This window comes from Serratia nematodiphila DZ0503SBS1 (assembly GCF_000738675.1).
GTDB lineage: Bacteria > Pseudomonadota > Gammaproteobacteria > Enterobacterales > Enterobacteriaceae > Serratia > Serratia nematodiphila.
Window position 1 is genome coordinate 2517694 of record NZ_JPUX01000001.1, and the last position, 23473, is coordinate 2541166.

Sequence of the window (23473 nt, forward strand, 5' to 3'; positions counted from 1 at the left end):
GAGTGGTGGAGAGATCGCTAGAAAAACCGCGCCTTTTACAGGCGAAATCACCTATGTAGGCGCGGCGATTGGGAATTTTTTGATCGCCGCTTTTTATTTGTAACGTGGTAGGAAATCCCCTACGCAAACGTTTTCTTTTTCTGTTAGAATTCGCCGCGAATTGGATGCAGGGGCGATTCATCATTGGAATAGTTCATGGTCTGGATTGATTACGTCATTATAGCGGTGATTGGATTTTCGGCTCTGGTGAGCCTGATCCGAGGGTTTGTTCGCGAAGCATTGTCACTTGTGACATGGGGATGTGCGTTTTTTGTTGCCAGCCATTTCTACTCTTACCTTGCGGTCTATTTCACTCGTTTTGAAGATGAACTGGTGCGAAACGGCATCGCGATCGCGATTTTGTTCATCGCGACCTTGATCGTAGGGGCTATTGTTAACTATGTGATTAGCTCACTGGTAGAGAAAACCGGGTTGTCGGGCACCGACCGGGTGTTGGGCATCTGCTTCGGCGCGCTGCGCGGAGTATTGATCGTCGCGGCGATCCTGTTCTTCCTGGATACCTTTACCGGCTTTTCACAGAGTGCCGACTGGAAACAGTCGCAGCTCATTCCCCAGTTCAGTTACGTCATCAGGTGGTTCTTTGACTACCTGCAGAGCACGTCGAGTTTCTTGCCGACCCAATTGCCGGGGCGGTAGCGCTGATGAGGAAAAGACAACATGTGCGGTATTGTCGGTATCGCCGGTTTCATGCCGGTAAACCAGTCGATTTATGATGCGCTGACGGTGCTTCAGCACCGTGGCCAGGATGCCGCAGGCATCGTCACCATTGACGCCCACAACGGGTTCCGTTTGCGCAAAGCCAACGGCCTGGTGAAGGATGTATTTGAGGCGCGCCATATGCAACGCTTGCAGGGCAACATGGGCATTGGCCATGTGCGTTACCCGACGGCCGGCAGCTCGAGCGCCTCTGAGGCCCAGCCTTTCTACGTCAACTCGCCGTTCGGCATTACGCTGGCCCACAATGGCAACCTGACCAACGCCCATGAGCTGCGCCAAAAGCTGTTCGAAAGCGGCCGCCGCCATGTCAACACCACCTCCGACTCGGAAATCCTGCTGAACGTGCTGGCCAGCGAGCTGGATCGCTTCCCGCATTATCCGCTGGAGGCCGACAACATCTTTACCGCGGTCGCCGCCATGCATCAGCAACTGCGCGGCGCTTACGCCTGCGTGGCGATGATTATCGGCCACGGCCTGCTGGCGTTCCGCGACCCGTACGGCATTCGTCCGCTGGTGATCGGCAAGCGCACGCTGGAAGATGGCCGCAGCGAGTATATGGTGGCTTCCGAGAGCGTGGCGCTGGATACCCTGGGCTTTGAATTCCTGCGCGACGTGGCGCCGGGCGAAGCGGTGTACATCACCACCAAGGGCCAGTTGTTCACCCGCCAGTGCGCAGAGAATCCGAAAACCAATCCGTGCCTGTTCGAATACGTCTATTTCGCGCGCCCGGACTCCTTTATGGACAAGATCTCGGTCTACAGCGCCCGCGTGCGCATGGGCCAGAAGCTGGGTGAGAAGATTGCCCGCGAATGGGAAGATCTGGACATCGACGTGGTGATCCCGATTCCGGAAACCTCCTGCGACATCGCGCTGGAGATCGCGCGCATTCTCGACAAACCCTACCGCCAGGGCTTTGTGAAGAACCGCTACGTCGGCCGCACCTTTATCATGCCGGGCCAGCAGGCGCGTCGTCAGTCGGTGCGCCGCAAGCTGAACGCCAACCGCGCCGAGTTCCGCGACAAGAACGTGCTGCTGGTGGATGATTCCATCGTGCGCGGCACGACTTCAGAGCAGATCGTCGAGATGGCGCGCGAAGCGGGCGCCAAGCGCGTGTACCTGGCTTCCGCCGCGCCGGAAGTGCGTTTCCCTAACGTCTACGGTATCGACATGCCGAGCGCCAACGAACTGATCGCCCACGGGCGCGAAGTGGATGAAATCCGCCAAATCATCGGCGCCGATGGGCTGATCTTCCAGGACCTCGACGATCTGATCGAAGCGGTGCGTGAAGAAAACCCGGACATCACCCAGTTCGAATGCTCGGTATTCAACGGCATCTACGTGACCAAAGACGTCGATCAAAGCTATCTGGAATACCTGGAGTCGCTGCGCAACGACGACGCCAAGGCGCTGCGGGGACAAACCGAAGCGGAAAATCTGGAACTGCATAACGAAGGCTAACCGCCTGCGTTGATCCATCAGGGGGCATCGCCGCGTCTGCGGCGGTGCGCCTTGCTCCTGTGAACTTGCTTATCCCTCGCCATTGCGGCAAAGTCTGCCTGATCTTATTTTTTACTTTTTACGGCAGAGGCCATTCTTCATGAAACGACTCATCATCGGCATTTCCGGCGCCAGCGGCGCGATCTACGGCGTGCGCCTGTTGCAGGTCTTGCGCGACGTCGCAGAGGTGGAAACCCATTTGGTGATGAGCAACGCTGCAAGGCAGACGCTGGCGCTGGAAACGCCGTACAGTCTGCGTGAAGTGCAGGCGCTGGCCGATGTGGTTCACGATGCGCGCGATATCGCCGCCGCCATCTCTTCCGGTTCCTTCAAAACCCTGGGCATGGCGATTTTGCCTTGTTCAGTCAAAACGCTGTCCGGCATCGTCAACAGCTACAGCGACGGGCTGCTGACCCGCGCCGCCGACGTGGTGCTCAAAGAGCGCCGCCGCCTGGTATTGTGCGTGCGGGAAACGCCGCTGCATCTTGGGCACCTGCGGCTGATGACGCAGGCAGCGGAGATGGGCGCGGTGATCATGCCGCCGGTGCCGGCGTTTTACCACCAGCCGAAAAGCGTGGAAGACATCATCGATCAGACCGTCAATCGGGTGATCGATCAGTTTGATATCGAACTGCCGGCCGATCTGTTCACCCGCTGGCAGGGTGCTGATTAACATTTTCATCCCCAAATTGGTACATTTGTGCAACACCGCACTGAATTAGGGCGGCGCATGCACCATAATGATTCCACTTCATCACGTTCACTGTTTCATGGCGCCGCCTTATCGCGGCTGCCAGTGGCGCGGCCCCGAGCGGCCGATTTAATTTTGCGGTTATCGTCCCAGGAAACAGTATTGTGAAGGCCGGAGCCGTTCCCTCCGCCCGTAGCACCTAATGTGGCACGATTACTGCAAATTGATTTGGTGGGGAAAAGTAATGCCCGTAGTGGCATCAAAAAAAATCAATTTGAGGGTAATTTATGAAAAAGCGGGTTTTGATTTTGCCGTTAGTTCTGGCTTTGAGCGCCGCCAGCAGCGCCTTTGCCGCCATTCCTTCCACGCTGAAGATTGGCACCGATCCGACTTACGCACCGTTTGAATCCAAAAACGCCAAAGGCGAATTGGTTGGCTTTGACATCGATTTGGCCAAAGAGCTGTGCAAACGCATCAATACCCAATGCACCTTCGTGGAGAGCGACTTCGACGCGCTGATCCCATCCCTCAAGGCGAAGAAAATCGACGCCATCATCTCTTCGCTGTCCATCACCGAAAAACGCCAGCAGGAAATCGCCTTTACCGACAAGCTGTATGCCGCCAACGCGCGTCTGATCGCGCCGAAAGGATCCAAGCTGCTGCCTACCGTGGACGCCCTGAAAGGCAAGAGCGTGGGCGTGTTGCAGGGCACTACCCAGGAAGCCTACGCCAACGCCATGTGGCAGCCGAAGGGCATCACCGTCGTGCCTTACCAGAACCAGGATCTGGTTTACGCCGATTTGGCTTCCGGCCGTATCGACGCCGCCTTCCAGGATGAAGTGGCGGGCAGCGACGGCTTCCTGAAACAGCCGCCGGGCAAAGACTATGCGTTCGCCGGCGAATCGGTGAAGGATGACAAGTTCTTCGGCGTCGGCACCGGCATGGGGCTGCGCAAGACCGATACCGAGCTGAAAGCGGCGCTGGACAAAGCCTTCGCCGAGATGCGCAAAGACGGCACCTACGACAAATACGCGAAAAAGTACTTCGACTTTGACGTCTACGGCGGGTAATCCGCTTACCGTTCCATGCTGTGACTGCGGGGCCGGCGTGCCGGCCCCGATGGTTCGGATCCTAGACCACAGGGTGAAGTAGATGCTGCAAGGCTATTCCCAACTGATTTTCGAGGGGGCTCTGGTGACGCTGGAGCTGGCCCTCAGTTCCGTGCTGCTGGCGGTGGTGATCGGCCTGATCGGCGCCGGTGGCAAACTGTCTCATAACCCCTTTATCTCCGGCCTGTTCGGCGCCTATACCACGCTGATCCGCGGCGTGCCCGATCTGGTGCTGATGCTGCTGATCTTTTACGGTCTGCAAATCGCGCTGAACAATATCACTACGCTGCTGGGCTTCGCGCAGATCGATATCGATCCGCTCGGCGCTGGCATCATTACCCTCGGCTTTATCTACGGCGCTTATTTTACCGAGACCTTCCGCGGCGCTTATCTGGCGGTGCCGAAAGGGCAGATCGAAGCGGCGACGGCCTATGGCTTCAGCGGCGCGCAGATCTTCCGGCGCATTCTGTTCCCGGCGATGATGCGTTTCGCCCTGCCGGGCATCGGCAACAACTGGCAGGTGATCCTGAAGGCGACGGCGCTGGTGTCGATCCTTGGCCTGAACGACGTGGTGAAAGCCACGCAGTTGGCGGGGAAAGGCACCTATCAGCCGTTCTTCTTCGCCATCGTGGCCGGCGTGGTGTACCTGGTTTTCACTACCGTTTCCAACGGCGTGCTGCTGTGGCTTGAACGGCGTTACTCACTGGGCGTCAAGAGGGCCGAGCTATGATTGAGATCCTGCAACAGTACTGGCAGTCGCTGCTGTGGAGCGACGGCTACCGCTTTACCGGCGTGGCGATCACGCTGTGGCTGCTGATCGCTTCAGTGGTGATGGGCGGGCTGCTGGCGATCCCGATGGCGGTGGCGCGCGTGTCTTCCCTTCGCTGGGTGCGTTTCCCGGTGTGGCTCTACACCTATGTGTTTCGCGGTACGCCGCTGTACGTGCAGCTGCTGGTGTTCTACTCCGGCATGTACAGCCTTGAGATCGTGCGCGGCAGCGAGTTTCTCAATGCGTTTTTCCGCAGCGGGCTCAACTGCACCATCCTGGCGCTGACGCTCAACACCTGCGCTTATACCACCGAGATCTTCGCCGGGGCGATCCGCTCGGTGCCGCACGGTGAAATCGAGGCCGCCAACGCCTACGGTTTCTCGCGCTTCAAGATGTATCGCTGCATTATTTTGCCTTCGGCGCTGCGCACCGCGCTGCCGGCTTACAGCAACGAGGTGATCCTGATGCTGCATTCCACCGCGCTGGCGTTTACCGCCACCGTGCCGGATCTGCTGAAGATCGCGCGCGACATCAACGCCGCGACCTATCAGCCGTTCTACGCCTTCGGCATCGCGGCGGTGCTGTATCTGATCATCTCCTACGTGTTAATCAGCCTGTTCCGCAAAGCTGAGAAACGCTGGATGGCACACGTTAGTCACTGATAAATGACGGGAAGAAAACCATGTCTGAGAATAAATTAGCCGTCACGGAACTGCACAAACGCTATGGCGACCACGAAGTGCTGAAGGGCGTCTCGCTGGCGGCCAACGCCGGGGATGTGATCAGCATCATCGGCTCCTCCGGCTCCGGCAAAAGCACCTTTCTGCGCTGCATCAACTTCCTTGAGAAGCCGAGCGAAGGTTCGATCAGTCTGAACAACGAAGATATTCGCATGGTGCGCGACAAGGACGGCCAGCTGAAGGTATTCGACAAGAAGCAGCTGCAGCTGTTGCGCACCCGCCTGACCATGGTATTCCAGCACTTTAACCTGTGGAGCCATATGACGGTGCTGGAGAACGTGATGGAGGCGCCGGTGCAGGTGCTGGGGCTGAGCAAGGCTGACGCGCACGAGCGCGCGGTGCGCTACCTGGACAAAGTGGGCATCGACGAGCGGGCGCGCGGCAAATACCCGGTGCACCTGTCGGGCGGCCAGCAGCAGCGCGTCTCTATCGCCCGTGCATTGGCGATGGAGCCGGAGGTGCTGCTGTTTGACGAACCGACGTCGGCGCTGGATCCCGAACTGGTGGGCGAGGTGCTGCGCATCATGCAGAAGCTGGCGGAGGAGGGGAAGACCATGGTGGTGGTGACGCACGAAATGGAGTTTGCGCGCCACGTTTCCAACCACGTGATCTTCCTGCACAAAGGGTTGATTGAAGAACAGGGGCCGCCGGCCGAGCTGTTCGGCAACCCCAAAAGCCCGCGCCTGCAGCAGTTCCTGTCCGGCGCGTTGAAGTAACCTCAGATCAGCGGGCTTCGGCCCGCTGATTGACAACGTCATCCAACGCCTGTTCCAACTCCAGATAGCGGAAGTGGAAGCCGGCTTCTTCCAGCCGTTTCGGCACCGCCCGCTGGCCGCCGAGCACCAGCACCGCCGCTTCCCCCATCAACAAACGCATGACGAACGCCGGCACCCGCAGAAACGCCGGGCGATCGAGCACGTTGGCCAATTGGGCGGCGAACTGTTCGTTATGCACCGGGTAGGGGGCGACCATGTTGAACGGGCCGCTCAGAGTGGCGTGATCCAGCAGATAAATAATGCCGTTGACCATGTCTTCGAGGTGGATCCACGGCAGATATTGGCGGCCGTCGCCGATCGGACCGCCGAGCCCGAAGCGGAACGGCGGCAGCATTTTGGCCAGCGCGCCGCCCTGTGGCGCCAGCACCACGCCGGTGCGCAGCAGGCAGACGCGGGTGGCGTCGCTCTGCGCTTGCAGCGCCAGCGTTTCCCAGCGCTGGCACAGCTGGTGGGTGAATTCGTCGTGCGGCGGCTCCTCTTCGGTGACCACCGCCTGCCCCTGATCGCCGTAGTAGCCGACGGCGGAACCGGAAATCAGCACGCCGGGCGGCGTGCTGCCGGCCTTGATCAGCTGCGCCAGGCGTTCGGTCAGATCCCAGCGGCTGCGGCACAGTCGCTCTTTCTGCTGCGCGCTCCAGCGCTTGTCGGCGATAGGTTCGCCGGCCAGGTTGATCACCGCGTCGAAGTCATCCAGCGACTGCCGGTCGTCCAGCGTTTGCCAATAGCTCGGCCGATCGCCCAGTTTGGCTCGGGCGCGCCGCTCGTCGCGGGTCAGTACCGTAATGTGGTGAGAAAGCGCCAGCAGTCTTGCCGTCAGGCTGCTGCCTATCAATCCCGTTGCGCCGGTGATCAGGATCCGCATGGTCTACCTCCCTGAGTTAGCCCCGGCGGTAGCTCATGGTCATGGAGACCGAATCGGCGTAGCGCAGAGCCAGAAGTTTATCTATCTCCACTTCAGCATAGGTTACCCAGGCGTGTTCTTTTACGATGTCGAGCACATCCTGCGTTAATTTTTCCAGCAACGCGAAACGGTTATCTTCCACATGGCGGATGATCGCTTTGGTGATGGTGCGGTAGTTGAGCGCGTCGGCGATGTCTTCGCTGTTGCGCGCCTTGTCCGCCGGGTAGTGGATCACCACGTTGATCAGAACGTCCTGCCGGTTGTTGATTTCCTCTTCCTTGATACCGATGAACGTGCGCAGCCGCAGATTTTTAATGCGAATAACGGCGTCGGGTTGACTGAAAGACATCAGAGATTCTCCATAGGTCTGATTATTAGCGTTCAGAATACACGGAAAGTAAGGAAATGATAACGTGAGGACGATGTGACTCCCCGGCCGACGGGGAGTCGGAGGAGGCGCTTAGGCTTGTTCGGCCAGTTTGTAGGCGCGCTCGGTCGCCGGGCGGTTGCTGATGCGCTCGAACCAGTTGCGCACCGCCGGGTAATCTGCCAGATCGATGCGCTGGCGCGGATGCGACACCACCCACGGGTAGGTGGCGATATCGGCGATGCTGTAGTTATCGCCGCCCAGGTACGGGTGTTTTTGCAGTTCAGCTTCCAGCACGCCGTACAGCCGTTTGGTTTCCAGATGGTAACGCTCGATGGCGTAAGGCACCGGCTGCGGCGCGTAGTGGTTAAAGTGGTGATTCTGCCCGAGCATCGGCCCGAACCCGGCCACCTGCCAGAACAGCCACTGCAGGGTGGCGGCGCGTTCGCGCAGGCCCTTGCTCAGCAGCTTGCCGGTCTTCTCCGCCAGATACAGCAGGATTTCCCCGGACTCGAACAGGCTGATTGGCGCGCCGCCGTCCACCGGTTGCTGATCGACAATCGCCGGGATTTTGTTGTTGGGAGAAATGCTCAGAAAGTCCGGTTTGAACTGCTCGCCGGCGCTGATGTTTACGCGATGGATACGGTAGGGCAAGCCGACCTCTTCCAGAAACAAGGTGATCTTGTGACCATTGGGAGTAGGCGCGTAATACAGGTCAATCATGTTGCCTCCTGCGGTAAGGTGATCTGTAATTCATTACACGTTGCTGCGGTCTTCGCCGCGCACAAAGGTATATCAGAGATCCAACAATAGCAGCTAAGGATAGCAGGCTATGTGGGATTCGTCCGATGCTATCTGCGCAGTTGGATCACAATTCTCCACCGGAGCGGGCGGCGGTTTGCCGCACGGCGCCGGCGCGGTAAAATGGCGCTTATTTCCCTCTATAGGACAAGGTTATGAAGCTGATGTTCGCCTCGGATATCCACGGATCGCTGCCGGCTACCGAACGCGTGCTGGAATTGTTCGCACAACAGGGCGCCGACTGGCTGATTCTTCTGGGCGATTTGCTGAATCACGGCCCGCGCAACGCGCTGCCGGCCGGGTATCAGCCCGCTCAGGTTGCCGAACGATTGAATCGCTATAGCGACAAGATCATCGCCGTTCGCGGCAATTGCGACAGCGAGGTCGATCAGATGCTGCTGACGTTTCCCATCGAGGCGCCCTGGCAGCAGGTTTTACTGCAAAAAAGACGATTGTTTTTGACCCACGGTCACCTTTATCATCCCTCGGCACTGCCGCCGTTATCCCGCGGTGACGTCCTGGCCTACGGCCATACGCATCTGCCGCAGGCGGAGCGGCAGGGTGAGATCTATTGCTTCAATCCGGGCTCGGTCAGCATCCCGAAAGGGGGCTTTCCGGCCAGCTACGGCATGTTGGATCGGGGCACTTTGCGCGTGCTGGCGCTCGACGACGGCAAGGTCGTCGCGGAGGTGGCGTTAACACGCTAAACGCACTAATTTATACACACACAATAAAAATCTTTGAAAAACACTCATTGATTAACCAGCGCGCGGGATGCATCGCGCCAAAATAGAAGGTTTTAGAGGATGGCGGAACAGGGTCAGGCTGCAGATACCGAATGGGTTGATATCGTCGACGAGCAAAACGAGGTGATTGCGCAATCCAGTCGTCAACAGATGCGGGCGGAGCGGCTGCGTCATCGTGCTACCTATATTGTGGTGCATGATGGGATGGGAAAAATTCTGGTGCAGCGTCGTACCGAGATCAAGGACTTCTACCCGGGCTGGCTGGACGCGACGGCGGGTGGCGTAGTGCAAAGCGGTGAAAACGTGCTGGATTCGGCGCGCCGCGAGGCGGAAGAGGAGCTGGGCATCGCCGGCGTGCCTTTCGCCGAACACGGTCTGTTCTACTTCGAAGAAGAGCAGTGCCGGGTGTGGGGCGCGCTGTTCAGCTGCGTATCGCACGGCCCGTTCGCGCTGCAGGAAGAAGAAGTGGCTGAAGTGTGCTGGCTGACGCCGGAAGAGATCACCGCCCGCTGCGACGAGTTTACCCCGGACTCGCTGAAGGCGCTGTCGCTGTGGCTGACGCGCAACAACGAGCAGGATTACGGTAAACCGCTCGACAACCACTGAGACGCCAACGCGTGAGAAAGCCGGTCATCGACCGGCTTTTTTTATGCTGTGGATTCAGCAGCTGTCGCGGCGGCACAGCGTGGCGGGCAGGGAACCTGCCGCCTGCCAGGGTTGCTCGTTCAGCCTCGCCAGCAGCGCCTGGCCGGCCTGAATGCCGATGTCGCGATGCGGAATGGTCATGGTGGTCAGCGGCGGCTGGCACACCCGGCTGAACTCGCTGTTGCCGAATCCCACCACCGCCAGATTGTCCGGCACCTTGATGCGCCGCCGCTGGCATTCATACAGCGCGCCGCCGGCCAGTTCGTCCGAGGCGCACACCAGCGCGTCCAGCTCCGGCCAGGCCAGCAAGAATTCCGGCAGCTGCTGCGCGCCGGTGCTGAAGCTGGCGGGCTGCGCGGCGTTGATCACCCGATGCGGCGACATATGGTTGCGCAGCAGCGCCTTGTGCCAGCCCTGCAGGTGCTGCTGGAAAATCCACTGTTCCTGATTGGCGCACAGCAGCCCGATGTTCTGATAGCCGCTGGCGATCACCGTTTGCGTCAGCTGATACATGGCCGCCACGTAATCGATGCCGATGCTCATGTCGATCGGATCGGCACGCACGGCGCCGATCTCCACTACCGGAATGTTGGCGGCGATCAACGCGTTGCGGGCATTTTGCGAATGCTCGACGCTGAGCAGCACCGCCGCCGCCAGGTTGTAAGAGAGCAGCGTCTCCAGCAGTTTCTCCTCGCGTTCCAGGTGGTGCTGCGATTCCGCCAGCATGATGTGATAGCCGGCGGGCTGCAGCACTTTCTGCAGGCCGGCGAACATCTCGGCGCAGCCGGATTCGGACAGGCTGGGCACCACCATGGCGATGGTGTAAGAGGAGGCCGACGCCAGCGAACTGGCGGCCAGGTTGGGCAGATACCCCAACTCGCTCACCGCGGCTTCAATCTTCTCGCGCAGTTTGTCTGAAACCTGCTCCGGCGTGCGCAGCGCGCGCGACACCGTCATGGTGCCGACGCCCGCCAGCTGCGCTACATCAGCCAACGTCACCCTGCCCGTGCTGCGTCGTTTTTTACCGATCGACATGCCAAATCCCGACTGAAATGCGCGCGCGGCGCATAAAAATGGTGAGGGTGGGAAGCCGACGGCGCGGCTTCGACGATCCCCGTATGCGGCACATTCTACCCCGTTAGCCGAAAGAGCGAGAAAAAATTGTGGTTAACGTCATACCGCGGCACGGCGTTTTGATAGCGCTATCACAGATCTGCATGATAGCGCTTTGGTAGCGCTATCTTTGTGATATCCATCACTGTGTGCCCGGGAGGGGTTGATTAAAGTTTTACCGTCGCCGGTGAATTAATCACCGGCCGCAATCATCGACTCTCGGGAGGATAACGTGCTGAAAGAGTGGCTGACCGCCGATCATATACAGCTGTGCGAACGGGTGGAGGACTGGCGCCAGGCGGTAACGCTGAGCGCGCAGCCGCTGCTGCAAGACGGTGTGATTACGCCGAATTACCTGACGGCCATCTTTCATCAGCAGGAGAAGCTCGGCCCTTACTTCGTCCTGGCGCCGGGCATCGCCATGCCACACGCCCGGCCGGAGGAAGGCGCCAGCGCGCTGGGGTTATCGCTGTTGAAGATCCATCAGGGGGTGAACTTTCATTCCGCGGATAACGATCCGGTTCAGGTGGTGGTGATGCTTTCCGCACCCGACGGCAACAGCCACATCGAATTGATTTCGCAACTGGCGGAATTATTTTCCGATAACCAGGCCATGGAGGCGTTATTTCACGCCAAAGATAAACGGCAAATCGAGGATATTATCGCCCGCTATTAACGTTTAATCACCAGGAACATTATTAATGCTAACAACGCCGGGAATATGACCGGCGGCGCTACCCTACACGCTAAATTCAACAGGTGGATATCATGAAAATCATGGCGATTTGCGGTTCAGGTCTCGGCAGCAGCTTTATGGTGGAAATGAACATTAAAAAGGTGCTGAAAAAGATGGGGGTGGAGGCCGAGGTTGAACATTCCGATCTGTCGTCCGCCACTCCCGGCGCGGCCGACGTGTTCGTGATGGCGAAAGACATTGCCGACAGCGCCAGCGTGCCGGCCGAGCAGCTGGTGGTGATCAGCAACATCATCGACATCAATGAGCTGGAAGCCAAGCTGCGCGCTTACTTCGAAGCCCACTCAATCCTCTGAATAAAACGATTGGCGAGGTGGATATGTTTATCCAGGAAACGCTCAAGTTTGTGGTGGATATATTAAAGGTGCCTTCGGTGCTGGTCGGGCTTATTGCGCTGATCGGTTTGCTGGCGCAAAAGAAATCCTTTTCCGACGTGGTGAAAGGCACGGTAAAAACCATTCTCGGCTTTATCGTTTTGGGCGGCGGCGCCACGGTATTGGTCGGGTCGCTCAATCCGTTGGGCGGCATGTTCGAACACGCGTTTAATATTCAGGGCATCATTCCGAACAACGAAGCGATCGTCTCTATCGCGCTGGAGAAATACGGCGCTTCCACCGCCTTGATCATGGCGTTTGGCATGGTGGCGAACATCGTGGTGGCGCGCTTCACCCGGCTGAAATACATCTTCCTCACCGGCCACCACACTTTCTACATGGCCTGCATGATCGGCATCATCCTGACGGTGGCAGGCTTCGAGGGCGTGCAGTTGGTGTTTACCGGCGCGTTGACCCTGGGGCTGGTGATGGCGTTCTTCCCGGCGATTGCCCAGCGCTATATGCGCCGCATCACCGGCAACGACGATATCGCTTTCGGCCACTTCGGCACCCTGGGCTATGTGTTGTCCGGCTGGATCGGCTCGAAGGTGGGCAAAAATTCGCGCTCAACCGAGGAGATGAACCTGCCGAAAAACCTCAGCTTCCTGCGCGACAGTTCCATTTCGATCTCGATGACCATGATCGTCATCTACCTGATCCTGGCGATCTGCGCCGGGCGGGCCTATGTGGAAAGCGAGCTCAGCGGCGGCCAGAACTACCTGGTGTATTCGATTATCCAGGCCATCACCTTCGCCGCCGGGGTGTTTATCATTCTGCAGGGCGTGCGCTTGATTCTGGCGGAGATCGTGCCGGCGTTCACCGGCTTCTCGGAAAAACTGGTGCCTAACGCGCGGCCGGCGTTGGATTGTCCGGTGGTTTATCCCTATGCCCCCAACGCGGTGCTGATCGGCTTCCTGTTCAGCTTCCTTGGCGGGTTGGCCGGGCTGTTCCTGCTGGGGCAACTGAAGATGGTGCTGATCCTGCCCGGCGTGGTGCCGCATTTCTTCACCGGCGCTACCGCCGGGGTGTTCGGCAACGCGACCGGCGGGCGGCGCGGCGCGATGCTGGGCGCCTTTGCCAACGGGCTGCTGATCACCTTCCTGCCGGTGCTGCTGCTGCCGGTGTTGGGGGCGCTGGGTTTTGCCAACACCACCTTCTCCGACGCCGACTTCGGCGCGATCGGCATCCTGTTGGGCAATATGGCGCGCTTTATGTCGAAGGAGATGATCATGTTGGCGATCGTCGCCGTGTTCGCGCTGCTGGTGGCGCATAACTTCCTGGGAAAACGCAAAGGCGCGCCGGCCGCTGACCGCGTCGAGAAATAACGAGGGCAGACTGATGAACGACACAACGAGCGAAACGGAAATTGAAGAGCTGCGTGCCTTGGCGCGCGCGATCCGCCTGGAAACGCTGAAAGCGCTGACCGGGCTGGGCTTCGGCCACTATGGCGGCTGCATGTCGGTGGTGGAGACGCTGGCGGTGCTGTACGGCGGCGTGATGCGCATCGATCCGGCGGATCCGGACTGGCCGGAGCGCGATGACTTTGTGCTGTCGAAAGGGCACGCCGGCCCGGCGTTGTACAGCACGCTGGCGATCAAGGGCTACTTCCCGCTGGCGGAGCTGAAGACCCTCAACCAGAACGGCACGCGCCTGCCGAGCCACCCGGACCGGCTGCGCACGCGCGGCGTGGACGCCACCACCGGCTCACTGGGGCAGGGCGTGTCGATCGCCGCCGGCATGGCGTTATCCCATCGGCTGGCGGGGCGGCGCAATCGGGTGTTCAGCATTCTCGGCGACGGGGAGCTGAATGAAGGACAGTGCTGGGAGGCGTTCCAGTTTATCGCCCACCACAACCTGAACAACCTGACGCTGTTCATCGATTACAACAAGCAACAGCTGGACGGCGCGCTGGACGAGGTGATCCAACCGTTCGATCTGGCCGCCAAGTTCCGCGCCTTCGGCTTTGAGGTGCAGACTGTCAAGGGCGACGACATCGCGGCGCTGCTGGCGGCGGTAGCGCCGGCGCGCGGCGGTGAACAGCGGCCGCTGGCGATCGTGCTCGACAGCATCAAGGGACAGGGCGTGACCTATCTGGAAAACCTGTCGAACTCACACCACCTGCGCCTGACGCCGGACGTGCAGTTGGAGATCGAAAAAGCCATCGCCGAACTGGAGGCCGCCCATGTTTAACGTAGTGACGCAGTTGGAAAACGACACCGTCGAAATGCGCAAAGTCTACGCCGGCGCGGTGCGGCGGCAGATTGAGGCGGGCGCGCCGATCATCGCGCTGGAGGCGGATTTGATGAGCTCGATGGCGATGGACGGCGTGCACCAGGATCACCCGCAGCACGTGATCAACTGCGGCATCATGGAGGCCAACGTGATCGGCGTCGCCGCCGGGCTGTCGCTCACCGGCCGGGTGCCGTTCGTGCACACTTTCACCGCCTTCGCCAGCCGCCGCTGTTTCGATCAGCTGTTCATGTCGCTGGATTACCAGCGCAACAACGTCAAGGTGATCGCTTCCGACGCCGGGGTGAGCGCCTGCCACAACGGCGGCACCCACATGTCGTTCGAAGACATGGGCATCGTGCGCGGGCTGGCGCATTCGGTGGTGCTGGAGGTGACCGACGCCACCATGTTCGCCGACGTTCTGCGCCAGCTGATGGATCTGCGCGGCTTCTACTGGGTGCGCACCATCCGCAAGCAGGCGACGCGCATCTACCAGGAAGGCTCGCGCTTTACCATCGGCAAGGGCAACCTGCTGCGCGACGGTGACGATATCACGCTGATCGCCAACGGCATCATGGTGGCGGAGGCGCTGAAGGCGGCGGAGATGCTGGCGCGGCAGGGTGTCAGCGCGGCGGTGATCGATATGTTCACCCTCAAGCCTATCGACCGTGAACTGATCAAAACCTACGCGGCCAAGACCGGACGCATCGTCACCTGTGAAAACCACAGCATTCATAACGGGCTGGGATCGGCGGTGGCGGAGGTGTTGGCGGAGGAGTGCCCGACGCCGATGCGGCGCGTGGGGGTGAAGGAGCGTTACGGCCAGGTGGGCACCCAGGCGTTTTTACAGCAGGAGTATGGTCTGACCGCCGAACATATTCTGGAGGCCGCCGGGCAGCTGCTGGCGCGTTAGGGAACGCAAAAGAAAAGCGCCGGTCAGTGACCGGCGCTTTTTTATCGCTCAACCTGAAGAATATCAGGCCTTGGCGGCGGCAGCGTCAGCCTGGGAAGACTGGATCGCCGTCAGCGCAACGGTGTAGACGATATCGTCAACCAGTGCGCCGCGCGACAGGTCGTTCACCGGCTTGCGCATGCCTTGCAGCATCGGCCCGATGGAGACCAGGTCAGCGGAACGCTGTACCGCTTTGTAGGTGGTGTTGCCGGTGTTCAGATCCGGGAAGATGAACACGGTCGCCTGGCCGGCCACCGGTGAGTTCGGCGCCTTGGACTTGGCAACGTCGGCCATGATGGCGGCGTCGTACTGCAGCGGGCCGTCGATGATCAGGTCCGGGCGTTTTTCCTGCGCCAGACGGGTCGCTTCGCGCACTTTCTCGACGTCGCTGCCCGCACCGGAGTTGCCGGTGGAGTAGGAGATCATCGCCACGCGCGGCTCGATGCCGAAGGCGGCGGCGGAATCCGCAGACTGGATGGCGATTTCAGACAGCTGCTCGGCGGTCGGATCCGGGTTGATCGCGCAGTCGCCGTAGACCAGTACCTGGTCAGGCAGCAGCATGAAGAACACGGAGGACACCAGCGAGCTGCCCGGCGCGGTTTTGATCAGCTGCAACGGCGGACGGATGGTGTTGGCGGTGGTGTGAACCGCGCCGGAGACCAGACCGTCGACTTCGCCTTGTTCCAGCATCAGGGTGCCGAGCACCACGTTGTCTTCCAGCTGCTCGCGCGCGACCACTTCGGTCATGCCCTTGCTCTTGCGCAGCTCAACCAGACGCGGCACGTAGTTTTCACGCACGGCGACCGGATCGACGATTTCGATGCCTTTGCCCAGCTCAACGCCTTGCGCCGCCGCGACGCGCTGGATCTCGTCCGGGTTGCCGAGCAGCACGCATTCCGCGATGCCGCGTTCGGCACAGATGGCCGCCGCTTTCACGGTGCGCGGTTCGTCGCCTTCCGGCAGCACGATGCGCTTGCCGGCTTTACGCGCCAGCTCGGTCAGCTCGTAACGGAACGCCGGTGGAGACAGGCGGCGTGAACGCTCGGAGGTGGCGGTCAGCGAATCGATCCACTCGGTGCTGATGTGGCTGGCCACGTAGTTCTGCACTTTCTCGATGCGCTGGTGGTCGTCCGCCGGCACTTCGAGGTTGAAGCTCTGCAGGCTCAGCGAGGTCTGCCAGGTGTTGGTGTCGACCATGAACACCGGCAGGCCGGTCTGGAAGGCGCGTTCGCACAGCTTCTTGATCGGCTCGTCGATGGCGTAGCCGCCGGTCAGCAGGATGGCGCCGATTTCCACGCCGTTCATCGCCGCCAGGCAGGCGGAGACCAGCACGTCAGGGCGGTCTGCGGAGGTCACCAGCAGGGAGCCTGGGCGGAAGTGTTCCAGCATGTGCGGAATGCTGCGCGCACAGAAGGTCACGGACTTCACGCGGCGGGTCATGATGTCGCCTTCGTTGACCACGCGGGCCTTCAGGTGGCGAGCCATGTCGATGGCGCGGGTGGCGATCAGATCGAAGCTCCACGGCACGCAGCCCAGAACCGGCAGCGGGCTGTTGGCGAACAGCTGCGCAGGATCGACATGGGCGATGCTGGCCTTGGTGGAGTCGTCGAAGATTTCGGACAGGTCAGGACGGGTGCGGCCCTGATCGTCGACCGGTGCGTTCAGCTTGTTGATGATCACGCCGGTGATGTTTTTGTTCTTGCTGCCGCCGAAGCTGGTACGCGCCAGTTCGATGCGCTCTTTCAGCTGCGCCGGGGAGTCGTTGCCCAGCGCCAGCACGAAGACGATCTCGGCGTTCAGGGTTTTGGCGATCTCGTAGTTCAGCGCGTTGGCGAACTGATGCTTGCGGGTCGGCACCAGGCCTTCGATCAGCACCACTTCCGCGTCTTTGGTGTTCTCGTGGTAGCGCGCCACGATCTCTTCCATCAGCACGTCTTGCTGGTTGGAGCTCAGCAGGCCCTCAACGTAATCCATGCGCAGCGGTTCGGCCGCCGGGATGGTGGAGTTGCTGCGGATGATAGTGGTGGTCTGGTCGAGTGCGTTGTCGCCGGTGCGCGGTTGAGCGATAGGTTTGAACACGCTCAGACGAACGCCTTTTTGCTCCATGGAGCGGATGACACCCAGGCTGACGCTGGTCAGGCCGACGCTGGTGCCGGTGGGGATCAACATAATAGTACGTGACACTGAATAGTCCTCTTCACGATTAACATGAGGCTAAAACAACACCGTCAGCCTGGGCTGACGGTGTTTTGAGAGCATTACGCGGTCAGGCGGGATGCGTCCTGCGCGATGACCAACTCTTCGTTGGTCGGGATCACCAGCGCCAGGCGGCTGCCGTCTTTGGTGATGGCGCCGGATTTGCCGAAGCGAGCGGCCATGTTGCGATCGTGATCGATTTCGAAGCCCAGCAGGCCCAGTTTGTTCAGGGTCAGCTCACGCACCATGCCGGCGTTCTCGCCGATGCCGCCGGTGAAGATCACCGCGTCCAGACGGCCTTCCATCAGCGCGCTGTAGGCGCCGACGTATTTGGCCAGACGGTGGCAGAACACGTCCATGGCGCGTTTGGCGTCGGCTTTGCTGTCGTAGTTGTCTTCAACGTAACGGCAGTCGCTGGTGACTTCGGTCAGGCCCAGCAGGCCGGATTCTTTGGTCAGCATCTTGTTGATCTGATCAACGCTCATGCCCAGAGAATCGTGCAGGTGGAAGATGATAGCCGGATCGATGTCACCGCTGCGGGTGCCCATTACCAGGCCTTCCAGCGGGGTCAGACCCATGGAGGTGTCAACGCACTGGCCGTTGCGCACTGCGGTGACGGAACCGCCGTTGCCCAGGTGGCAAGTGATCACGTTCACTTCTTCCACCGGCTTGTTCAGCATCTTCGCGGCTTCCTGAGTCACGTAGAAGTGGCTGGTGCCGTGTGCGCCGTAGCGGCGAACGCCGTGGTCGCGATACAGGCTGTACGGCAGGGCGTACAGGTAAGATTCTTCCGGCATGGTCTGGTGGAACGCGGTGTCGAACACGGCAACGTTCTTGTCAGCCAGGTGAGGGAAGGATTTCAGCGCTTCCGCGATGCCGATCAGGTGAGCTGGGTTGTGCAGTGGTGCAAACGGCACGGAATCTTTGATACCCTGCAGAACTTCGTCGTTGATCACGGCGGAGGCGGTGAACTTCTCGCCGCCGTGCACGATGCGGTGGCCGATGGCGGTCAGCTGCGCGGAAAGCTCTGGTTTTTGTGCCAGAATAGTATTAACAATGAAGTTCAGCGCTTCGCTGTGTGCAGCGCCGGCCCCCAGGGCAGCTTCGTGTTTGGCGCCGTCCATTTTCCACTTGATGCGAGCTTCAGGCAGGTGGAAACACTCGGCCAAACCGGAGAGGAATTCGTCGCCGTTAACGGCATCGATGATGGCGAATTTCAGAGAAGAACTGCCGCAGTTAAGAACCAGTACTAGCTTACTCGACATGGAAGTACCTACTTAAATAGTCGTGTTGTTAAAAGAAAATCGAACACACGTGGTGAATTAATCGTCAATCAGACAACAAGCGTAGCGCATAGTGCCGATGACATTTATGATTAACATCATGTGAAGTGCACAAATCACAGGATGATGGAAAAACCGATGATTTCTCTGCGGTTTAAATAATCTTGATTTTTATAGGGCTGAAAGTTGACAAAATTTACGTCATCTTCTACCGGCCACAAGGCCGGCTTAGGATACCGATAGCCCGGTGCAAACACAAAATAAATTTAAAGCTTCAAATTTTTTAGTATGGTCTCTGGCAGCACGCTTTTAGTTTCTTTACGTGACGTTGAGGTACGCAATGACGAGCAAACCGTCCGGTTCCGTAAGCTGGTTTCAGGTCTTCCAGCGCGGGCAGCATTATATGAAAACCTGGCCGTCAGACAAACGTCTGGCACCGGTCTTTCCGGAGAACCGCGTTGCGCGTGCCACCCGTTTCGCTATTCGTTTCATGCCGCCGTTGGCGATTTTCACGCTGACCTGGCAGATCGCGCTCGGCGGCCAGCTCGGCCCGGCGATCGCCACCGCGCTGTTCGCTTGCAGCCTGCCGATGCAGGGCTTGTGGTGGCTGGGGCGCCGTTCGGTCACGCCGCTGCCGCCGACGCTGTTGCAATGGTTCCATGAGGTGCGTAACAAGCTGACGGAAGCCGGACAGGCGGTGGCGCCGCTCGAAGGCACGCCGACCTATCAGACGTTGGCTGATTTGCTCAAGCGCGCCTTCAAGCAGCTGGACAAAACCTTCCTCGACGATCTGTAAATGAAAAAAGGCCGCGCTGTGCGGCCTTTTTCGTCTAAGCGCCAATAACCCCGGTTTAAATCAAAGAACGGTCGAGTTGTGATTTCCTGCGTTCTTGCGCTGTGCGATGCTCCCGCCATCACACAGAAATGAGGAAATCCTGATGGAAATGACCAACGCCCAGCGGCTGATCCTGTCGAATCAGTACAAGATGATGACCCTGCTCGATCCGGACAACGGCGATCGTTATCGCCGGTTGCAAACCATCGTCGAACGCGGCTTCGGTTTGCAAATGCGCGAGCTGGATCGCGACTTCGGCGAACTGAGCGAAGAGGTGTGCCGCACCATCATCAACGTGATGGAGATGCATCATGCGCTGCAGGTTTCCTGGGGCAACCTGAAAGAGAAGCAGGATCTGGACGAGCGCCGCCTGGCGTTTCTCGGTTTCGATGCCGCGACCGAGGCGCGCTACCTGAGTTACGTGCGTTTCCTGGTTAGCACCGAGGGGCGCTATACTCACTTTGATTCCGGCAGCCACGGTTTTAACGCCCAGACCAAAATGTGGGAAAAATATCAGCGTATGCTGGCGATTTGGCAGGCCTGCCCGCGCCAGTATCATTTGAGCGCCGTTGAGATAGCGCAAATCATCAATGCTTGATTAAGAAGAGGTTTTCTGTGGAGTGTAAGGGTTTTCTGTTCGATCTTGATGGCACCCTGGTGGATTCGCTGCCGGCGGTAGAGCGCGCCTGGACGCACTGGGCCGAGCGCCGCGGCGTCGACCCGCAAGCGGTGCTGGACTTCATTCACGGTAAACAGGCCATTACTTCTCTGCGCCACTTTATGCCGGGTGAAAGCGAAGCGGAAATTCAGCGTGAATTCCAATTGCTGGAGCAGGTGGAAGCGCAGGATACCGACGGCGTTCGCGCGCTGCCTGGCGCGATTGCGTTGCTGGAGCGCCTGAACTCGCTCGGCATCCCTTGGGCGATCGTCACCTCCGGTTCGGTGCCGGTGGCCGGCGCTCGCCGCCGGGCCGGCGGTTTGCCGCAGCCGGCGGTGTTCATCACCGCTGAGCAGGTTAAACATGGCAAGCCGCAGCCCGACGCCTATCTGCTGGGCGCCGAGCGCCTGGGGTTGGCGCCGCACGAGTGCGTGGTGGTCGAAGACGCACCGGCCGGCATTCTCTCCGGCCTGGCGGCGGGTTGCCAGGTGATTGCGGTCAACGCCCCGGCCGATGCGCCGAAGCTGGAGCAGGTCGACCTGCGGCTGGATTCGCTGGCGCAGATCGCCGTCGATAAAACGGCGCAGGGCGCGATCGTTCGCCGGCTGGCCTGAGCGGCATTATCTTCACCCTAATTGATTAGACCCCGCCTCGGCGGGGTTTTTTTATGCTATTTTTTAGGCCCTTGGACATTTGCCGGATGAGGCCGTTTTGAACAGCGAATTACTGTGGGTGCTGAGTTTACTGCTGATTGCCATCGTGCTGTTTACCACCAACAAGCTGCGTATGGACGTGGTGGCGCTGTTGGTGATCATCGCTTTCGTGCTGAGCGGCACGCTCAGCCTGCAGGAGGCGACGGTCGGTTTCAGCGATCCCAACGTGATTTTGATCGCCGCGCTGTTCGTGATCGGCGAAGGGCTGGTGCGCACTGGCGTGGCTTATCAGGTGGGCGATTGGCTGGTCAAAGTCGCCGGCAGCAGCGAAACCAAAATGTTGATGCTGCTGATGGTGACGGTCGCCGGGCTGGGGGCATTTATGAGCTCGACCGGCGTGGTGGCGATCTTTATCCCGGTGGTGCTCAGCGTGACGGCGAGAATGAAGATCGCGCCGGGGCGGCTGATGATGCCGCTCAGTTTCGCCGGGCTTATCAGCGGCATGATGACGCTGGTGGCCACGCCGCCCAACATGGTGGTCAACAGCGAACTGGTGCGCGAAGGCATCCATGGTTTCGGTTTCTTCAGCGTGACGCCGATCGGCCTGGCGGTGCTGGCGCTGGGCGTCGGCTACATGCTGATCGCCCGCCGTTGGCTGGGCAGCAGTGACACGGGCAAAGCCGGCGACGACTGGCAGCGCCGCACCTTCCGTGACCTGATCCGCGATTACAAGCTGACCGGCCGTGCGCGGCGGTTGGCTGTCCGCAGCGCTTCGCCGCTGATCGGGCGTTCGCTGGACGAGCTGCACCTGCGCGCGCGCTATGGCGCCAACGTGGTGGGCATTGAGCGCTGGAAACGCTTCCGACGGGTGATGGTCAGCGCCTCCGGCAGCACCGAGCTGCGCGAGGGTGACGTCCTCTTGATCGACATGTCGGACAGCCAGGTCGATCTGCGCGAATTCTGCGGCGAACAGCGGCTGGAGCCGATGGTGCTGCGCGGTGATTACTTCTCTGAACAGTCGCGCAACGTCGGCATGGCGGAGGTCTCGCTGATCCCGGACTCGGCGCTGCTGGGCAAAAGCCTGCGCGAAGCGGCGTTCCGCAGCCGCTACGATCTGAACGTGGTGGGCATCCGCCGCCACGGCGAGACGCTGGGCGGCAAGTTGGTGGACGAGCCGCTGGAACTGGGCGACATCTTGCTGGTGATCGGCGACTGGAAGGCGATTCGTCAGCTGCAGGCCAAAACCCACGACTTTATCGTGCTCAATCTGCCGGCCGAGGTGGACGAAGTGGCACCGGCCATCACGCAGGCGCCGCACGCGCTGTTTTGTCTGGCGCTGATGGTGGCGATGATGCTGACCGACGAAATCCCCAACCCAATCGCGGCGCTGATCGCCTGTTTGCTGATGGGCAAGTTCCGCTGTATTGATATGGAGAGCGCCTATAAATCAATCCATTGGCCGAGCATTATTTTGATCGTCGGCATGATGCCGTTCGCGCAGGCGCTGCAAAAGACCGGCGGGGTCGATCTGATCGTCAGCGGGCTGATGGACGTCGCCGGCGGCGCGGGGCCGCGCGTGATGCTGCTGTGCCTGTTCGTCTTGTGCGCCACCATCGGCCTGTTTATTTCCAACACCGCGACGGCGGTGCTGATGGCGCCGATCGCCATTGCCGCCGCGCGCGAAATGGGGGTATCGCCATACCCGTTCGCGATGATTATCGCCGTCGCCGCGTCCGCCGCCTTTATGACGCCGGTCTCTTCACCGGTCAATACGCTGGTGCTGGGGCCGGGCAATTACAAGTTCGGCGATTTCGTGCGGCTCGGCGTGCCGTTCACCCTGTTGGTGATGGCGGTCAGCGTGATTGTGGTGCCGTGGCTCTACGGTTTTTAACGGCGCAGCGAGGCTGCGCCGGCGGGGTTACAGCGAGCTGTCGAGGCTGATTTCGTCCAATGACAGGCTGAAACTGGGAATGAATACCTCCATGAAGTAGTCCATTTCCGGGCTGCGGCGCTGCTCCAGGGTTTTATCCAGCCGCGCCTTGGCCAGGGTGAATTCGTTGTTGCCGGCAGAGAGTTCTTCCAGGCATTTCAGGTAGGCGCACAATGCGTCCGCCTGCTTTACCACCTGTTTTTCATCTTCGCTGTAGTAGTGCTCATCGAGAATGGTGCGGAAATCGTTGCGCAGTTCCGCGGGGATCATGTCCAGCAGCTTTTGCTGGGCGATCTTTTCGATCTTCTTGTACTCATGGGCGATCTGCGGATTGTAGTACTTGATCGGCGTCGGCATGTCGCCGGTGATCACTTCGCTGGCGTCGTGGTACATCGCCAGCAGGGCAACGCGGTCGGCGTTGAGATTGCCGTTGAATTTGCGGTTCTTGATCACCGCCAACGCGTGGGCGACAAAGGCCACCTGCAGACTGTGTTCGGAGACGTTCTCGGTACGCACGTTGCGCATCAGTGGCCAGCGGTTGATCAGTTTCAGGCGGGACAGATGGGCGAAGAAATGGCTCTGGCTCATGGTGCTCTCTTTAACGGCAAGTGAGGGCCCCATTGTGAAGCAGTGACGGCGAATTTTGCAACCGGGCAATGAGAGAAGGGCGCAGCAAG

Annotated in this window: 25 protein-coding genes; 18 read left to right on the plus strand and 7 right to left on the minus strand. The window is 59.9% G+C overall.

What is annotated here, in order from left to right:
* Window positions 1-195 precede the first annotated feature (195 nt).
* The 7 genes from cvpA to hisP all read left to right on the plus strand — a co-directional run bounded on the left by cvpA (window position 196) and on the right by hisP (window position 6299).
* Window positions 196-696, plus strand: a complete 501-nt coding sequence (cvpA, locus tag JL05_RS11645) for a colicin V production protein (RefSeq protein ID WP_004936119.1) — start codon at window positions 196-198, stop codon at window positions 694-696.
* A gap of 21 nt (window positions 697-717) precedes the next feature.
* On the plus strand, window positions 718-2235 hold the full coding sequence (purF, locus tag JL05_RS11650; RefSeq protein ID WP_033632500.1) for an amidophosphoribosyltransferase: 1518 nt from the start codon (window positions 718-720) through the stop codon (window positions 2233-2235).
* Window positions 2236-2374: 139 nt separating this feature from the next.
* Window positions 2375-2947 carry a UbiX family flavin prenyltransferase gene (locus tag JL05_RS11655; RefSeq protein ID WP_033632501.1) on the plus strand — a complete coding sequence of 191 codons (573 nt, stop codon included), beginning with the start codon at window positions 2375-2377 and terminating at the stop codon, window positions 2945-2947.
* 305 nt (window positions 2948-3252) lie between these two features.
* Complete coding sequence (gene hisJ, locus JL05_RS11660) at window positions 3253-4035, plus strand: histidine ABC transporter substrate-binding protein HisJ (RefSeq protein WP_004936109.1); 783 nt, start codon at window positions 3253-3255, stop codon at window positions 4033-4035.
* An 82-nt stretch (window positions 4036-4117) separates the two neighbouring features.
* On the plus strand, window positions 4118-4804 hold the full coding sequence (locus JL05_RS11665; protein WP_015378590.1) for a histidine ABC transporter permease HisQ: 687 nt from the start codon (window positions 4118-4120) through the stop codon (window positions 4802-4804).
* Complete coding sequence (locus JL05_RS11670; RefSeq protein WP_004936100.1) at window positions 4801-5505, plus strand: ABC transporter permease; 705 nt, start codon at window positions 4801-4803, stop codon at window positions 5503-5505. The genes JL05_RS11665 and JL05_RS11670 overlap by 4 nt, the downstream gene beginning before the upstream one ends.
* Window positions 5506-5525: 20 nt before the next feature.
* Window positions 5526-6299: a histidine ABC transporter ATP-binding protein HisP gene (gene hisP / locus JL05_RS11675; protein WP_004936098.1), complete on the plus strand. Its 774-nt coding sequence runs from the start codon at window positions 5526-5528 to the stop codon at window positions 6297-6299.
* A gap of 7 nt (window positions 6300-6306) precedes the next feature.
* Here hisP and JL05_RS11680 read toward each other — a convergent pair whose 3' ends face one another.
* From JL05_RS11680 to yfcG, 3 genes are all read right to left on the minus strand, one after another.
* Window positions 6307-7221, minus strand: a complete 915-nt coding sequence (locus JL05_RS11680; RefSeq protein WP_033632502.1) for a TIGR01777 family oxidoreductase — start codon at window positions 7219-7221, stop codon at window positions 6307-6309.
* Window positions 7222-7237: 16 nt separating this feature from the next.
* A complete protein-coding gene (gene folX, locus JL05_RS11685; protein ID WP_004936094.1) occupies window positions 7238-7609 on the minus strand; it encodes a dihydroneopterin triphosphate 2'-epimerase in 372 nt (123 codons plus the stop codon).
* Window positions 7610-7720: 111 nt separating this feature from the next.
* Window positions 7721-8350 carry a GSH-dependent disulfide bond oxidoreductase gene (gene yfcG, locus JL05_RS11690; protein WP_016926886.1) on the minus strand — a complete coding sequence of 210 codons (630 nt, stop codon included), beginning with the start codon at window positions 8348-8350 and terminating at the stop codon, window positions 7721-7723.
* A 233-nt stretch (window positions 8351-8583) separates the two neighbouring features.
* Between yfcG and yfcE the strand changes: the two genes are divergently transcribed.
* Together yfcE and yfcD are read left to right on the plus strand one after the other, a co-directional pair.
* A complete protein-coding gene (gene yfcE, locus JL05_RS11695; protein WP_021505564.1) occupies window positions 8584-9135 on the plus strand; it encodes a phosphodiesterase in 552 nt (183 codons plus the stop codon).
* 99 nt (window positions 9136-9234) lie between these two features.
* A complete protein-coding gene (gene yfcD / locus JL05_RS11700; protein ID WP_004936086.1) occupies window positions 9235-9780 on the plus strand; it encodes an NUDIX hydrolase YfcD in 546 nt (181 codons plus the stop codon).
* Window positions 9781-9834: 54 nt separating this feature from the next.
* On the opposite strand, the gene JL05_RS11705 is transcribed toward yfcD, so the two are convergent.
* Window positions 9835-10854, minus strand: coding sequence for a LacI family DNA-binding transcriptional regulator (locus JL05_RS11705; RefSeq protein WP_033632503.1), 1020 nt, complete (start codon window positions 10852-10854; stop codon window positions 9835-9837).
* 310 nt (window positions 10855-11164) lie between these two features.
* Here JL05_RS11705 and JL05_RS11710 point away from each other — a divergent pair, with 310 nt between their 5' ends.
* From JL05_RS11710 to JL05_RS11730, 5 genes are all read left to right on the plus strand, one after another.
* Window positions 11165-11608 carry a PTS sugar transporter subunit IIA gene (locus tag JL05_RS11710; protein WP_021505562.1) on the plus strand — a complete coding sequence of 148 codons (444 nt, stop codon included), beginning with the start codon at window positions 11165-11167 and terminating at the stop codon, window positions 11606-11608.
* A gap of 92 nt (window positions 11609-11700) precedes the next feature.
* On the plus strand, window positions 11701-11982 hold the full coding sequence (locus tag JL05_RS11715) for a PTS sugar transporter subunit IIB (protein WP_015378585.1): 282 nt from the start codon (window positions 11701-11703) through the stop codon (window positions 11980-11982).
* Between the two features lie 23 nt (window positions 11983-12005).
* A complete protein-coding gene (locus JL05_RS11720; RefSeq protein WP_004936074.1) occupies window positions 12006-13385 on the plus strand; it encodes a PTS ascorbate transporter subunit IIC in 1380 nt (459 codons plus the stop codon).
* A gap of 13 nt (window positions 13386-13398) precedes the next feature.
* Entirely contained in the window at window positions 13399-14250 is an 852-nt protein-coding gene (locus JL05_RS11725; RefSeq protein WP_004936071.1) for a transketolase, read from the plus strand.
* Window positions 14243-15202 carry a transketolase family protein gene (locus JL05_RS11730; protein WP_033632504.1) on the plus strand — a complete coding sequence of 320 codons (960 nt, stop codon included), beginning with the start codon at window positions 14243-14245 and terminating at the stop codon, window positions 15200-15202. Before JL05_RS11725 ends, JL05_RS11730 begins: the two co-directional genes overlap by 8 nt.
* Window positions 15203-15265: 63 nt before the next feature.
* Here the strand turns inward: JL05_RS11730 and pta are convergent, their stop codons facing one another.
* Together pta and ackA are read right to left on the minus strand one after the other, a co-directional pair.
* Window positions 15266-17425, minus strand: a complete 2160-nt coding sequence (gene pta / locus JL05_RS11735) for a phosphate acetyltransferase (protein ID WP_004936066.1) — start codon at window positions 17423-17425, stop codon at window positions 15266-15268.
* Window positions 17426-17499: 74 nt separating this feature from the next.
* Entirely contained in the window at window positions 17500-18702 is a 1203-nt protein-coding gene (gene ackA, locus JL05_RS11740; protein ID WP_004936063.1) for an acetate kinase, read from the minus strand.
* 358 nt (window positions 18703-19060) lie between these two features.
* Between ackA and yfbV the strand changes: the two genes are divergently transcribed.
* The 4 genes from yfbV (at window position 19061) to JL05_RS11760 (ending at window position 22757) form a co-directional block, all read left to right on the plus strand.
* A complete protein-coding gene (yfbV, locus tag JL05_RS11745; RefSeq protein WP_004936061.1) occupies window positions 19061-19516 on the plus strand; it encodes a terminus macrodomain insulation protein YfbV in 456 nt (151 codons plus the stop codon).
* Between the two features lie 142 nt (window positions 19517-19658).
* Window positions 19659-20153 carry a YfbU family protein gene (locus JL05_RS11750; RefSeq protein ID WP_004936059.1) on the plus strand — a complete coding sequence of 165 codons (495 nt, stop codon included), beginning with the start codon at window positions 19659-19661 and terminating at the stop codon, window positions 20151-20153.
* A gap of 17 nt (window positions 20154-20170) precedes the next feature.
* Window positions 20171-20827, plus strand: coding sequence for a sugar phosphatase (locus tag JL05_RS11755; RefSeq protein WP_033632505.1), 657 nt, complete (start codon window positions 20171-20173; stop codon window positions 20825-20827).
* Window positions 20828-20906: 79 nt separating this feature from the next.
* Window positions 20907-22757, plus strand: coding sequence for an SLC13 family permease (locus JL05_RS11760; protein WP_071796811.1), 1851 nt, complete (start codon window positions 20907-20909; stop codon window positions 22755-22757).
* A gap of 27 nt (window positions 22758-22784) precedes the next feature.
* Here JL05_RS11760 and yfbR read toward each other — a convergent pair whose 3' ends face one another.
* Window positions 22785-23384 (minus strand): 5'-deoxynucleotidase, encoded by a 600-nt coding sequence (gene yfbR / locus JL05_RS11765; RefSeq protein WP_015378582.1) that lies wholly within the window; start codon window positions 23382-23384, stop codon window positions 22785-22787.
* Between the last annotated feature and the right edge of the window lie 89 nt (window positions 23385-23473).

Excerpts from the sequence above, each read along its gene's own strand:
- JL05_RS11670 (WP_004936100.1), top strand. The coding sequence starts at position 4,801 with ATGATTGAGATCCTGCAACAGTACTGGCAGTCGCTGCTGTGGAGCGAC.
- cvpA (WP_004936119.1), top strand. The coding sequence starts at position 196 with ATGGTCTGGATTGATTACGTCATTATAGCGGTGATTGGATTTTCGGCT.
- folX (WP_004936094.1), bottom strand. The coding sequence starts at position 7,609 with ATGTCTTTCAGTCAACCCGACGCCGTTATTCGCATTAAAAATCTGCGG.
- JL05_RS11665 (WP_015378590.1), top strand. The coding sequence starts at position 4,118 with ATGCTGCAAGGCTATTCCCAACTGATTTTCGAGGGGGCTCTGGTGACG.
- JL05_RS11750 (WP_004936059.1), top strand. The coding sequence starts at position 19,659 with ATGGAAATGACCAACGCCCAGCGGCTGATCCTGTCGAATCAGTACAAG.
- JL05_RS11655 (WP_033632501.1), top strand. The coding sequence starts at position 2,375 with ATGAAACGACTCATCATCGGCATTTCCGGCGCCAGCGGCGCGATCTAC.
- yfbR (WP_015378582.1), bottom strand. The coding sequence starts at position 23,384 with ATGAGCCAGAGCCATTTCTTCGCCCATCTGTCCCGCCTGAAACTGATC.
- yfcG (WP_016926886.1), bottom strand. The coding sequence starts at position 8,350 with ATGATTGACCTGTATTACGCGCCTACTCCCAATGGTCACAAGATCACC.
- hisP (WP_004936098.1), top strand. The coding sequence starts at position 5,526 with ATGTCTGAGAATAAATTAGCCGTCACGGAACTGCACAAACGCTATGGC.
- JL05_RS11715 (WP_015378585.1), top strand. The coding sequence starts at position 11,701 with ATGAAAATCATGGCGATTTGCGGTTCAGGTCTCGGCAGCAGCTTTATG.
- JL05_RS11705 (WP_033632503.1), bottom strand. The coding sequence starts at position 10,854 with ATGTCGATCGGTAAAAAACGACGCAGCACGGGCAGGGTGACGTTGGCT.
- hisJ (WP_004936109.1), top strand. The coding sequence starts at position 3,253 with ATGAAAAAGCGGGTTTTGATTTTGCCGTTAGTTCTGGCTTTGAGCGCC.
- JL05_RS11730 (WP_033632504.1), top strand. The coding sequence starts at position 14,243 with ATGTTTAACGTAGTGACGCAGTTGGAAAACGACACCGTCGAAATGCGC.
- yfcD (WP_004936086.1), top strand. The coding sequence starts at position 9,235 with ATGGCGGAACAGGGTCAGGCTGCAGATACCGAATGGGTTGATATCGTC.
- JL05_RS11720 (WP_004936074.1), top strand. The coding sequence starts at position 12,006 with ATGTTTATCCAGGAAACGCTCAAGTTTGTGGTGGATATATTAAAGGTG.
- JL05_RS11680 (WP_033632502.1), bottom strand. The coding sequence starts at position 7,221 with ATGCGGATCCTGATCACCGGCGCAACGGGATTGATAGGCAGCAGCCTG.
- ackA (WP_004936063.1), bottom strand. The coding sequence starts at position 18,702 with ATGTCGAGTAAGCTAGTACTGGTTCTTAACTGCGGCAGTTCTTCTCTG.
- JL05_RS11725 (WP_004936071.1), top strand. The coding sequence starts at position 13,399 with ATGAACGACACAACGAGCGAAACGGAAATTGAAGAGCTGCGTGCCTTG.
- yfcE (WP_021505564.1), top strand. The coding sequence starts at position 8,584 with ATGAAGCTGATGTTCGCCTCGGATATCCACGGATCGCTGCCGGCTACC.
- purF (WP_033632500.1), top strand. The coding sequence starts at position 718 with ATGTGCGGTATTGTCGGTATCGCCGGTTTCATGCCGGTAAACCAGTCG.
- yfbV (WP_004936061.1), top strand. The coding sequence starts at position 19,061 with ATGACGAGCAAACCGTCCGGTTCCGTAAGCTGGTTTCAGGTCTTCCAG.